Raw genomic sequence first — 11,805 nt, 5'->3', positions numbered from 1 at the left:
CCATTTTTAAACTTAAAAAAAGCAGTTTAAATAACAGTATATCTGTTTTAATACAGAATAATCAAAAGACTGTTCCGGCAGTCTTTTTTATATCCATTAAATATTACAAAAAGTCCCGAAAAAGTTATAAATTTGCTGCCAAATGAATATTTCAGCATATATTTTAGAATACTTAAAACAATTTGGAACTGCCACAGTTCCAGGCTTTGGGGTGTTTTCACTGAAAAATTCTAAGGCAATTATCAATTCTGAAAACGGAAGTATCTTACCTCCGGCCAGTCAGATTGAATTTGCCATAGACTATGAAGTCCGGGCTGAAGACCTTACTGCTTTTATTGCAGAACAAAAACAGATGTCTCTGGAAGCTTCAAGAAGTGATCTTAAAATTCAGACTGATTTTTGGAAGAAAAAACTTCAGGCCGAACAGGTTCTTGACATTCAGAATCTTGGAACCGTTTTCATTGAAGAAGGACATACCCATTTTAAGGGAAAAAGAATAGAATCCGGACGTCCGGACTTTTACGGATTGGAAGAAATCAGATTTTCAGATATCAATAACGGGGAAAAAGTAAATGCTTCAGTGAATCGTGAAAAGGATTTTAAATTCAAAAAAACAATTCTTTGGCTTTTCCTTCTGATTATCCCGGTTCTTGGAATTGTATACCTGGCGTTTACCCAGCAGGAACTTCTTTTCGGAAAAAAATCTTTCAATAATGTTTCAGTACAGACCTCTACCCATAGAATCGTAAAAGATACGGTGAAGATGAAAGTACATACTCCGGAAACACCCGTTACAGATTCTTTGAAAAAAGATTCATTAGTAAAACCCGCCGGAAAAGAAAAACAATCTGCTCCGGTTGTCCCAAACAACACTAAGACTAGATGGCAAAAATAAAAAAAGCGTCAGAATCTCTGACCATTATGACCAATATCGTTCTTCCGAACGAAACCAACTCTTTAAGAAACCTTTTCGGTGGTGAGCTTTTAGCAAAAATGGACCGTTGTGCGTCTATTTCAGCAGCAAGACACTGCGAAAGAAGAGTAGTAACAGCTTCAGTAAACCACGTATCTTTCAACCATCCGATCCCGGAAGGTGGTGTAGTTGTACTGGAATCTAAAGTTTCCAGAGCATTTTCTACTTCCATGGAAGTGTATGTAGATGTATGGTTGGATGATCCAATCAACCAGAAGAAAGTTCATACGAATGCCGGGATTTATACTTTCGTTGCAGTAGATGAATTCAACCGTCCGATTCCTATTCCGGAAATGATTCCTGAAACAGATGAGGAGAAAGAAAGATTTGCAGCGGCATTTCGTAGAAAAGAACTTTCATTAATCCTTTCCGGAAGAATGAAACCTTTGGAGTCTGTAGAGCTTAAAAAACTATTCCAGGAACCACAGGAATCTAAGAAAGATAAAAAGTAAGCTTATATACTTTATCAATAAAAATGCTTTTAAACTTTGCTGAGTGCTAACGCCTTTGCGAGCTTAAAAGCATTTGTTTTTTCAGAAATTTGCGAACTTTGCGGTAGAATAAAATTGTAATCATTTAGGAATCTGTTCCTATCTCTAAAATCATTAATAAAAAATGAAAATACTTCTTTTAGATAAAAACCATCCTCTCATCACTGAACAGCTTTTGGCTAAGAATTTTATCCTGGAAGAGGATTTTACATCGTCTTATGATGAGGTTTGCAATAAAATTGAGAACTACGACGGAATTATCATCAGAAGCCGTATTCCATTAGACCGGAATTTTCTGGAGAAAGGGAAGAATCTGAAGTTCATCGCAAGAGTAGGGGCCGGAATGGAAAATATTGATATTCCTGTTGCAGAAAAACTGGGAATTCAATTGATCAATTCTCCTGAAGGAAACAGAGATTCCGTGGCCGAACACGTTGTGGGAATGCTTCTGGTGATCATGAACAGACTTTTTATTGCTTCCCAGGAAGTGAAAAACGGGATCTGGAAACGTGAAGAAAACAGAGGAGATGAACTGTTGGGAAAAACAGTGGGATTGATTGGCTATGGTAACATGGGAAAAGCTACTGCAAAAAGACTTTCAGGGTTCGGATGTAAGGTGATTTTCCACGATATTCTTCCTGATCTTTCAGATGAATATGCAACACAGGTTTCACTGGAAGAACTGAAACAGTCTGCAGAGGTCGTAAGCCTGCATATTCCTTTAACTTCAGAAACCCACTATCTTATTGACGAAGCTTTCATTGCAGAGATGAAAAACGATTTTTATTTTGTCAATACAGCAAGAGGAAAAAACGTGGAAACTAAAAGTTTAGTAGAAGGATTGAAGTCCGGAAAAGTAAAAGGTGCATGTCTTGATGTACTGGAATATGAAAAGTCTTCTTTCGAGAACATTGAATCAGAAAATGAAGATCTGAAATATCTTCTTGAATCGGAGAAAGCCATTGTCACACCCCACATTGCCGGATGGACCCATCAAAGTAAAGAAAAACTGGCTCAGTTTATTGTAGATAAGATTGTAGCTTCACATTGTTAAGCAATTGAAAAAAATATAATACAAAAAGCGGATTTACAAAAAGTGAATCCGTTTTTTGTGATTTTACCCTTCCAACTTTTACTTCTCCATCCATATGTGTTAAATAATTCATAATATCCACCTCATATTTATTATTTATTTTGAGTTTTATTAAATTGCCGCTCATTTTTGAATCTCATGACGACGCGTAATTTTGTACTTATCCTAACTGTTTTTTTATCTATATTTTCCTGTAAAAAAAAGGCTGAAGCTAAAGAAGTTTCTGCTGAAAATGCAACCAATCTGCCCAACTATGGAAATGTAGATCTGGGTGATATTTTTACTAAAGGTGACGGACAGCTTCTGAACAGGCAGACTACCGTAAGCTATATAGACCAGTATTATAAAAAAATATGGGAAGGAGGAGATCTTAGCGGTGGAATTCTTGTTGCCAAAGGAGATGAAATCCTTTACGAAAATTACAGAGGCTTCGGAAGAGAAGGAAACCAGATGCCGATCGACAAAAATACACCGTTGCATGTAGCTTCAGTTTCAAAGACTTTAACGGCAATGGCAATGATGAAGCTGATAGAGGCCGGAAAAATAAAATTAACGGATCATCTTACTCAGTTTTTTCCGGGGTTTCCATACCCGAATGTTACCGTTCAGACTTTGCTGGATCAAAGAAGCGGTCTTCCGAAATACGAATATTTTATCACCAAAATACAGCCTGCTCCGGCAGAACTTTCAAAACCTTTCATTACCAACGAAGATGTTTTGAATATGATTATCAAGTATAAACCAGATCTGGCAAGAGATACGGATACAGGATTCATGTATTGCAACACGAATTTTGCTTTATTGGCTTTATTAATTGAGAAAGTGACTAAAACTCCTTTCCCTCAGGCGATGAAAGAAATGGTTTTCACACCATTGAAAATGAATAACACGTACATCTTTCAGGAAAAAGATATTCCTACAGCTTCACAGTCTTTCTATTATGGAGGAAATAAGTTGTATCCTTTAGACAGACTTGATCTGATTTACGGAGATAAAAATGTGTACACTACGCCAAGAGATTTATACAACTTCTCAAAAGCAATGTTTTCCAAAAATTTCCTGAAACCGGAACTGATGCAGATGGTATTCACTCCTTACAGCAATGAAAAAGCAGGAATGAATAATTATGGATTAGGTTTCAGAATGAAAATATTCGATAATGGGGAGAAGCTGACCTATCACAACGGATGGTGGCATGGTACAAACTCTGTATTTGCCCATCTTTTAAAATCTAAGGTTACCATTGTAGCTATTGGAAATAAATATTCAAACAAAGTATATACGGCTCTTGCATTGTCAGGTTTATTCGAAGATTTCCCTTTGCAGAAGGAAAAGCTGCATACCGTTATGCACGACAATAAAGATACTTTGAATTCCGGACAGGAAGTTTTTGGAGAATAATGTTTACTTTTGCCTAAACATTTTCATGAAAAGGTTTCTTTTATTACTCATTATCTGTTTTCTTGTACATTCATGTGCAAGAGTAGGATCTCCTGTCGGAGGGCCTAAAGATACTCTGGCACCAAAGTTTTTAAGCTCAAACATTGATACAACAAGAATCAATGTCAAAAGAGATATTCGTGAACTCCGTCTGGATTTTGATGAATATGTGACATTGAAGGATATCAATAAAAACCTGATTATTTCACCTCCTATTAAAGGAATAACGAGGATACTTCCATCGAATATTGCCAACAAATTTGTTCTGATTCAGTGGACAGATACCCTTCAGGCCAATACCACATATAATTTCAATTTTGGAAATTCAATTGTTGATAATAACGAATCTAATATACTTAGGTATTTCAATTTTGCTTTTTCCACAGGAGACAAATTGGATGATTTGTATATCAGTGGCGAAGTAAAGGATGCCCTCGATACTAAAAAGAAAACCGGAACTACAACAGAAAATAAGCTAGTGGTAGGATTGTATCAGGTAAAAGACACCATGGATTACAAGAAAAAGCCTTACTATATCACTAAGGTAGATGAAGATGGATATTACGAATTAAATTATCTGACTCCCGGAAAATACAAAATTATTGCTTTTGAAGATGAGAACGGAAATTCAATGTATGATCCCGGAAAAGAAAAAGTAGGGTTCCAGAAAGATCCGGTGAATGTTGAGAAATCCATTTCAGGATTAAACTTAAAGGTATACCCTTCCAAAAAACCGGTGAAGTATGTAGAAATGAAAGAGATAGCCGGAGGAGTTCTGATGACCTTTGAAGGAAATCCTGATGAAGTAAAGGTACAGTCGCTGAACGACAAATTAAAGGATGTCAAGATAACACACAATCCGAAATCAGACTCTGTAAGAATCTGGTTTGATGCTGTAAAGGATAATGTAGGGCAGGAAGCAAATGAAAAGCTGATCTTCACCCATAATAAAGGTCCGAAAAAAGACAGTGCCTACAGCGTTTCTTTATTTTACAGATATAATAAGAAAAATGCTATGGATGTCTTTAGTGATAATGACGGAACTTCTATCGCTCCAAAGGCAGATCTGAAAATTGCATCAAACTATATTGTTGATAAAATTGACCCTTCAAAATGGACTTTAAGAGCCAAAGGAGACAGTTTAACAACTTTACCGTTCACTGCTAAAATATCGGAAACAAATCCTTACCAGATTCATGTTCAATCCGACTTTGTGATGGGCAAAAGCTATGAACTTACAGTTCCTAAGGAAACCGTATCTTCATTCTATGCCAAAAATACCCAATCAAAGCGTTTTGACTTTGATGTCGCCAAAGTAGATCAGTTTGGAAGTGTTGAGTTCTCTGTTTCCAATGCACCGGAAGCGAATTATTGGATTCAGCTAATGGATTCTGACAAGGTAGCTTATCAGAAATATACTAAAGGAGATAAGGTAAAGTTTGATATACTCAGACCTGGAGAATATGTCGTAAGGATTCTGGTGGATAATAACGGAAATAAATATTGGGACGAAGCAGATTTCGCGAATGATATTTTTGCTGAAGATGCTTACATATTCTATAAAAAAGTTGTTGTCAGAGCCTTATGGGAAACGAGAGAGGACTGGGATCTGAAAGATACCAGAACACTTGATAGTCCGAAATTACCAACTGTAACAACGCCGGCTCCGGCACCTGCCACTCCATCTCCGTCAGAAACTCCGGTATCTGCAGAACCTGCAGCAACGAAGCAAGTGCAGAAAAAAGAATTTAAATCCGGTAATGCTGTTTTAACTCCAGCTAAGTAAGCAGATGAAGATGGCTAAGAAAATAGTATTCTGGACATTGGTGGCGTTTGCCCTGATTCAGTTTTTCCCTGTTGACAGGGTGAATAAACCTGTTGTTTCTGCGGTTAACTTTGTTGATTCAAGGAAATCACCGGAAAAAGTCAGAACGTTGCTTAAAAACGCTTGCTATGACTGCCATTCCAATGAAACGGTTTATCCGAAATATGCTTTTATCGCACCCATTTCATGGTCTGTAAAAAGCCATGTGAATGAAGGTAGGGAACATCTTAATTTTTCTACCTGGGGAACTTATAATAAGGATTTGAAGGAGAATATGCTGACTAAATCCATTCAGACCATTCAGAATAAAACAATGCCGATGCCCGGTTATATTGTTTATCATAAAGAAGCCAATCTTTCAGAAGCTGAAAGAGCATTGCTGATTCAGTATTTTGAAGAAATGCTGAAGACTAAAACCTATTAGTTTCTCCTAAAAAAACTCCCGCAGATTTTACAAACCAAGCATATTGTTTAAACAATGATCTGCCTGATCTGTAAAATCTACGGGAGAATATTTTACAAAAATTATTTCTTTATATAGCTCTCAAAAAATCTCTTCTGAGAATCGAAAGCGATATCTTCAAGATCCAGATCCTGTAAAGGAATCCAGACTGCTTCTGAGATTTCAGAGAGTTCAAGACTTACCTCAAATTTTTCCGGAACATTGTATTCATAAAAGAGATCGATCGTATTGTAATCAATTTCTTTATATTGATAAATGTTGGGAAGACTGGTAAGGTATTTCAGGTTAGAAATATCGATATCAAGCTGAAGCTCTTCAAAAAGTTCTCTTTTACAGGTTTCCTTTGCACTTTCCTTAGGGTCAACAAATCCTCCCGCGAGATCCAGCTTTCCTTTTTTAGGGTCTCTGTTTCTTCTGGTAAGGTAAATTTCGTCTCCACATCTGATGACAACCGCTACCGCGCCTGCCACATTATTATACAAAGTAAAACCACATTCCGGACAGCTCCATTTCTTTTCACCATCCCAGTGTAAGGACTCTTTGCCGCAGCTTGGGCAATATTTCAATAGTTTCATTGAGTAATATTAATATTTCTCGGGTGATAACTCAAAATAACATCCCTTAATTCTTCTGTTTTCAGGTGCGTGTAGATCTCCGTTGTTGTAATACTGGAATGTCCCAGCATTTCCTGAATATAACGTAAATCGGCCCCATTCTGTAATAAATGGGTTGCAAATGAATGTCTGAATGTGTGTGGCGATATTTTTTTGTTAACCCCTGCTTTATCTGTAAGTTCTTTAATAATAAGAAATACGATTACCCTGGACATGGAAGTTCCACGGCTGTTCAAAAACAGAGTATCTTCATATTTCTTATTGATTTTACCTTTAGAACGAACCTCTTTGATATAACTTTCAAGCAGATCAGCCGTATAATCAGCTAAAGGGACAAAACGGGTTTTGTTTCCTTTTCCGTGTACCTTGATGTATTGCTCTTTGAAGTTGATATTGGATATCTTCAGATCGATCAGTTCGGAAACACGAAGTCCGCAGCCATATAGAACCTCTATAATGCATTGGTTTCTTTTTCCTAGATCTGTATTCACCTCAATAGCAGCAATAATTTTGTTGATATCAGGCAGGCTTAAAGTATCAGGTAGATATAATCCCAGTTTAGGGCCTTCAAGTAACGCCGCAGGATTGTCTTCACGATATTCATCCTCCAGCAGAAATTTGAAGAAAGCTTTGATGGAAGATATCCATCTTGCCTGTGATCTCTCACTGAATTTCTGTTTGGAAAGATTGAAAATGTATTCCTGCAGGTTTTCGTAACCGATGGAGTCTGGACCGACGTTTTCCAGATCCTCTTCTGCGTAATCTTTTAATTTCTTAATGTCCCGAACATAGGCGTCGAGCGTGTTTTCTGAAAAATTTCTTTCGAAACGAAGAAATATTTCAAAATCTTTGATCTTTTCATCCCAAGTCATTTGTGCTTATTTTTTTAGTTCACAGTCCGATATTTGTTCTATTTCAATATTATGGTTTCTCAGGAACGATATTCCATCGTCATCCGAATACTCATTAATATACACCAGTCTTGTAATCCCTGCCTGCAGAATCAGCTTGCTGCATTCTTTACAGGGAGACAGCGTTAAATATAACGTTGCTCCTTTTGCAGATTGGGTAGAGGCCGCCAGCTTTAATATAGCGTTGGCTTCCGCATGCAATACGTACCAGTGTGTTTTTCCGTCTTCATCTTCACAGCAGTTTTCGAATCCCGAAGGAGTCCCGTTGTAACCATCTGAAATAATCATCCTATCTTTTACGATAAGAGCTCCCACCTGTTTTCTCTTACAGTAGGAGAGTTTTGCCCATTCCTGAGCCATTTTTAGATAAGCTTTATCAAACTTATTCATACCGCAGCATTGTTTTTTTCGAAATAATTTGGATTAAAATCTTTTAGAAAGATTTAGAAGTTAGGTTTTCTCTTCTCTAGAAACGCAGTAACTCCTTCTTTCTTATCTTCCATTTCAAAAAGTTCTCCGAAATATTTGATTTCAGTTTCAAAACCTTTCTCCGTATCCGATAAATTCACGGCGTTTATAGCCTTCGATATTGCCATTGGTGAATTGTAGGCAATCGTGTTTGCTAATTCTCTCGTTTTGGTTAATAATTCTTCAATAGGGTAAACTTCATTCACCAGTCCGATTTCTTTTGCTTTTTGAGCCAGAATCATTTTGGCTGAGAAGATCATTTCGTTGGCAATACCTTTTCCTACAAGCTTCGGAAGCCTCTGGGTTCCTCCATATCCCGGAATCAATCCAAGTGTTACTTCAGGAAGCCCTAATCTGGCGTTTTCCGATGCATATCTGATGTGGCATGCCATAGCAAGCTCCAAACCTCCTCCTAATGCAAAACCATTTACGGCTGCAATGACAGGTTTAGACATGTTTTCAATTTTGTTGAACAATGTATTTTGTCCGTTTCTTGCAAGTTCTTCAGCTTTTTCCTGTCCGAATTCACTGAATTCCTTGATATCCGCTCCCGCTACGAAAGATTTTTCTCCACTTCCGGTAAGGATAATGACTCTGCATGAAGTATCAGCGTTAAGCTCATCCAGTGCGGTACTGATTTCCTGAATTGTTTTTGCATTTAAAGCATTTAAACTCTCAGGTCTGTTTATGGTAATGATAGATAATTTATCTTCTTTTTTTAATAATATGTTCTCGTAACTCATTTTTCCACTTTAAAATATCATCCTTTGCAAATTATGAATTTTTTACAAAAAAAAGGAAAAAATATTATTTTTTTTTCCTTTTTTTTAATTTATCATTCAATATGATTATTTGGAATGATTCATCATATTTGCATCAATATTGACATTTAGTTGAGAAGCCACTTTCATGCCAAGCTCAATGTTGGCGCGGAAAAAGTGACATAACTGCCGGTTGATAATCTCATCTCTTTTCGGCCCCGTGATACCACTCATGCTGCCTACGATATTTTTGATCAAATGATCTCTGTCCTCAGCATCCATTGCTTTTGAATACAATAGTCCCGGTTGGGTATAGTGATCACTGTCGTTGTCATTTCTGTTGTAGCTGGCAACATGAGCACTGTCCAGCTCGTATTCGTAGTTTTTATAAGATGAATCCGGCTTGATGTCATCAAAACTGTTCGGATGATAATTTGGTTTATCCTGATAGTGGCTTGAATCTGCCATAAAACCGTCTCTTTGGTAATTGTTGACAGCAAAAGGACATCTGTTCACTTCCAGCTGATGAGCATTGACACCTACTCTGTAACGGTGTGCATCAGGATAGGAGAATAATCTTCCTTGAAGCATTTTATCGGGAGAGAAGCTGATTCCGTTAATTAAGCTGCTAGGTGAAAAAGTAGACTGTTCCACATGGGCGAAATAATTAACAGGTATTTCGTTAAGCTCCATTTCTCCTACCTCAATCAGAGGGAAATCATCATGGAACCATACTTTGGTCACATCAAACGGATTCCATCTGAAGTCTTTTGCCTGTTCTTCTGTCATCACCTGAATGTACATCGTCCATTTAGGGAAATCCCCGTTTTCAATAGCGTTGCAAAGATCTTCCTGAGCAAAATCAGGGTTTTCTCCTGCCATTTTTACGGCTTCTTCATCCGTGAAATTTTTGACGCCTTGTTTTGTTTTAAAATGGAATTTCACCCACACCCTTTCATTTTTATCATTGATCATGGAGAATGTATGAGATCCGAAACCATGCATATGTCTGTAACCATATGGAGTTCCTCTGTCTGACATCAATATCAGAACCTGATGAAGCGACTCCGGATTTAAGCTCCAGAAATCCCACATCATCGTGGCGCTTTTTAAATTGGTTTTCGGGACTCTTTTCTGAGTATGAATAAAATCCGGGAATTTTTTTGCATCCTTAATAAAGAATACGGGCGTATTGTTTCCTACAAGATCCCAGTTTCCGTCTTCAGTATAAAATTTTAAGGCAAAACCTCTTGGATCCCTTGCCGTATCTGCGCTTCCTTTTTCGCCTCCCACCGTGGAAAATCTTGCGAACATTCTGCACGAGTTTCCTACTTTTGAAAACAGTTTTGCTTTCGTGTACTGGCTGATATCATGCGTTACGGTGAATGTTCCGTACGCTCCGCTTCCTTTGGCATGCACAATCCTTTCAGGAATTCTTTCCCTAACGAAATGCGCAAGATTCTCCTGAAGAATAAAGTCCTGCAGCAATACCGGGCCTCTTGGTCCTACCGTCTGTGAATCCTGATGTTCAAAATAAGGTGCGCCGTTACTTAACGTTAATTTTTTAGAATCCATATAATTGATGATTTGAATAATTGTTTCTTTTTCCTAAATCCAGTGTAAAGGTAATGAATATCAAATTTACTTGAATTTTTAATTGCTAATAGCAAAAACGTTATATCTTTGTAATAGATAATATTAATCAAATGAACATTCAGCAACTGGAGTATCTTATCGCTGTAGATAAGTATAAACATTTTGGTAAGGCCGCTCAGGCGTGTTTTATTACCCAACCTACGTTAAGTGCCATGATACAGAAATTTGAGGATGAACTGGATGTAAAGGTTTTCGACAGAACTACCCACCCGATCCGTACCACGGATGTAGGTCTTCAGATTATTGACCAGGCAAAGGTAATTATCGAGTCTGTCAATGAGCTGAAAAACAAAGCCAACCTTTTGAACAATATTTTAGGAGGTACCATCAATCTGGGAATCATTCCTACCGTTTCTTCTTTCATCCTGCCAACGGAGATTTTCAAATTCCTTGAAGATAATCCGAAAATTCAGATGAATGTAAAAGAAATGACAACTGATAATATTATTAAAGCTTTGAAAGCAGGAGAACTGGATGCGGGAATTATCTCTACTCCTTATGATACGGCTGACGAGTTTTATCAGGATTTCCTGTTCAACGAGGAATTGATGATTTACAGTTCCAATACAGAGGCTAATAAAAAGAATTCTTACATCATTCCGGAAGATCTGAATGTTGAGAAAGTATGGCTTCTAGAAGAAGGAAACTGCCTGAGAAATCAGTTCGAAAATATCTGCCACCTGAAAGAAAATACCCTGAAGCCTAAAAATCTGGATTTCCTGGCTTCCAATATCCAGACTCTGGTACACATGGTTGATAAAGTAGGGGGAATCAGTATTCTTCCGGAACTGGCACTGAGCCAGCTTTCAGAAGAGCAGAAGAAAAATGTTTTCAGATTCAAAAAACCTTTCCCTTACAGAGAAATCAGTATTATTTATTATAAGCCTACATTTAAGCAAAAGATTATTGATGAATTGTCACATTCTATCAAAACTTCTTTAGAGCTTAAGCTGAATTACCACGAAAGTCCGAAAGAATTTGTAAGCATAAAGCCTCAGTAATAGAAATGCTTTAAAGTGATAGAAATCATCAATTTAAATAAAATTGTAATTAGTAAACAAAATTTTTGAGTATTAGGAAAATAGTACTTAAATTTGCTGACGTTTATTA

At 37.2% G+C, this 11,805-nt stretch carries 12 protein-coding genes; 7 read left to right on the top strand and 5 right to left on the bottom strand.

Translation table 11 applies throughout. The features are described 5' to 3' along the window. Positions 1 to 142 precede the first annotated feature (142 nt). The 6 genes from V0410_RS13885 (at position 143) to V0410_RS13860 (ending at position 6,246) form a co-directional block, all read left to right on the top strand. Positions 143 to 895 (top strand): hypothetical protein, encoded by a 753-nt coding sequence (locus V0410_RS13885; protein ID WP_330744245.1) that lies wholly within the window; start codon positions 143 to 145, stop codon positions 893 to 895. After that, positions 883 to 1,425, top strand: a complete 543-nt coding sequence (locus V0410_RS13880) for an acyl-CoA thioesterase (protein ID WP_002983813.1) — start codon at positions 883 to 885, stop codon at positions 1,423 to 1,425. Before V0410_RS13885 ends, V0410_RS13880 begins: the two co-directional genes overlap by 13 nt. Positions 1,426 to 1,588: 163 nt before the next feature. Continuing rightward, positions 1,589 to 2,518, top strand: coding sequence for a 2-hydroxyacid dehydrogenase (locus tag V0410_RS13875; protein WP_330744243.1), 930 nt, complete (start codon positions 1,589 to 1,591; stop codon positions 2,516 to 2,518). 177 nt (positions 2,519 to 2,695) lie between these two features. Further along, a complete protein-coding gene (locus V0410_RS13870) occupies positions 2,696 to 3,958 on the top strand; it encodes a serine hydrolase domain-containing protein (RefSeq protein ID WP_330744241.1) in 1,263 nt (420 codons plus the stop codon). A 25-nt stretch (positions 3,959 to 3,983) separates the two neighbouring features. Further along, entirely contained in the window at positions 3,984 to 5,783 is a 1,800-nt protein-coding gene (locus tag V0410_RS13865) for an Ig-like domain-containing protein (protein ID WP_330744240.1), read from the top strand. 4 nt (positions 5,784 to 5,787) lie between these two features. Then, a complete protein-coding gene (locus V0410_RS13860) occupies positions 5,788 to 6,246 on the top strand; it encodes a heme-binding domain-containing protein (protein WP_330744238.1) in 459 nt (152 codons plus the stop codon). Positions 6,247 to 6,347: 101 nt separating this feature from the next. On the opposite strand, the gene V0410_RS13855 is transcribed toward V0410_RS13860, so the two are convergent. The 5 genes from V0410_RS13855 to V0410_RS13835 all read right to left on the bottom strand — a co-directional run bounded on the left by V0410_RS13855 (position 6,348) and on the right by V0410_RS13835 (position 10,614). After that, complete coding sequence (locus V0410_RS13855) at positions 6,348 to 6,860, bottom strand: NUDIX hydrolase (protein WP_330744236.1); 513 nt, start codon at positions 6,858 to 6,860, stop codon at positions 6,348 to 6,350. Continuing rightward, positions 6,857 to 7,771, bottom strand: coding sequence for a site-specific tyrosine recombinase XerD (xerD, locus tag V0410_RS13850; protein WP_047428930.1), 915 nt, complete (start codon positions 7,769 to 7,771; stop codon positions 6,857 to 6,859). The genes V0410_RS13855 and xerD overlap by 4 nt, the downstream gene beginning before the upstream one ends. A gap of 6 nt (positions 7,772 to 7,777) precedes the next feature. Then, complete coding sequence (locus V0410_RS13845; protein WP_007844123.1) at positions 7,778 to 8,200, bottom strand: deoxycytidylate deaminase; 423 nt, start codon at positions 8,198 to 8,200, stop codon at positions 7,778 to 7,780. A gap of 53 nt (positions 8,201 to 8,253) precedes the next feature. After that, positions 8,254 to 9,021 carry an enoyl-CoA hydratase/isomerase family protein gene (locus V0410_RS13840; protein WP_110009877.1) on the bottom strand — a complete coding sequence of 256 codons (768 nt, stop codon included), beginning with the start codon at positions 9,019 to 9,021 and terminating at the stop codon, positions 8,254 to 8,256. Between the two features lie 105 nt (positions 9,022 to 9,126). Next, positions 9,127 to 10,614, bottom strand: coding sequence for a catalase (locus V0410_RS13835; RefSeq protein WP_330744226.1), 1,488 nt, complete (start codon positions 10,612 to 10,614; stop codon positions 9,127 to 9,129). Between the two features lie 131 nt (positions 10,615 to 10,745). Here V0410_RS13835 and V0410_RS13830 point away from each other — a divergent pair, with 131 nt between their 5' ends. Next, the gene (locus V0410_RS13830; protein ID WP_047428937.1) at positions 10,746 to 11,696 is read left to right on the top strand and encodes a LysR substrate-binding domain-containing protein; all 951 of its coding nucleotides are present in this window, start codon (positions 10,746 to 10,748) and stop codon (positions 11,694 to 11,696) included. The last annotated feature ends 109 nt before the right edge of the window (positions 11,697 to 11,805 follow it).

The organism is Chryseobacterium sp. CP-77 (assembly GCF_036362765.1).
GTDB lineage: Bacteria > Bacteroidota > Bacteroidia > Flavobacteriales > Weeksellaceae > Chryseobacterium > Chryseobacterium cupriresistens.
Note: the sequence above shows the minus strand (reverse complement) of the source record. Positions and strands in the feature narration are given on the sequence as shown.

What these genes read in the sequence shown, in the direction of transcription:
- V0410_RS13885 (WP_330744245.1), top strand. Translation starts at nt 143, where the DNA reads ATGAATATTTCAGCATATATTTTAGAATACTTAAAACAATTTGGAACT.
- V0410_RS13880 (WP_002983813.1), top strand. Translation starts at nt 883, where the DNA reads ATGGCAAAAATAAAAAAAGCGTCAGAATCTCTGACCATTATGACCAAT.
- V0410_RS13875 (WP_330744243.1), top strand. Translation starts at nt 1,589, where the DNA reads ATGAAAATACTTCTTTTAGATAAAAACCATCCTCTCATCACTGAACAG.
- V0410_RS13870 (WP_330744241.1), top strand. Translation starts at nt 2,696, where the DNA reads ATGACGACGCGTAATTTTGTACTTATCCTAACTGTTTTTTTATCTATA.
- V0410_RS13865 (WP_330744240.1), top strand. Translation starts at nt 3,984, where the DNA reads ATGAAAAGGTTTCTTTTATTACTCATTATCTGTTTTCTTGTACATTCA.
- V0410_RS13860 (WP_330744238.1), top strand. Translation starts at nt 5,788, where the DNA reads ATGAAGATGGCTAAGAAAATAGTATTCTGGACATTGGTGGCGTTTGCC.
- V0410_RS13855 (WP_330744236.1), bottom strand. Translation starts at nt 6,860, where the DNA reads ATGAAACTATTGAAATATTGCCCAAGCTGCGGCAAAGAGTCCTTACAC.
- xerD (WP_047428930.1), bottom strand. Translation starts at nt 7,771, where the DNA reads ATGACTTGGGATGAAAAGATCAAAGATTTTGAAATATTTCTTCGTTTC.
- V0410_RS13845 (WP_007844123.1), bottom strand. Translation starts at nt 8,200, where the DNA reads ATGAATAAGTTTGATAAAGCTTATCTAAAAATGGCTCAGGAATGGGCA.
- V0410_RS13840 (WP_110009877.1), bottom strand. Translation starts at nt 9,021, where the DNA reads ATGAGTTACGAGAACATATTATTAAAAAAAGAAGATAAATTATCTATC.
- V0410_RS13835 (WP_330744226.1), bottom strand. Translation starts at nt 10,614, where the DNA reads ATGGATTCTAAAAAATTAACGTTAAGTAACGGCGCACCTTATTTTGAA.
- V0410_RS13830 (WP_047428937.1), top strand. Translation starts at nt 10,746, where the DNA reads ATGAACATTCAGCAACTGGAGTATCTTATCGCTGTAGATAAGTATAAA.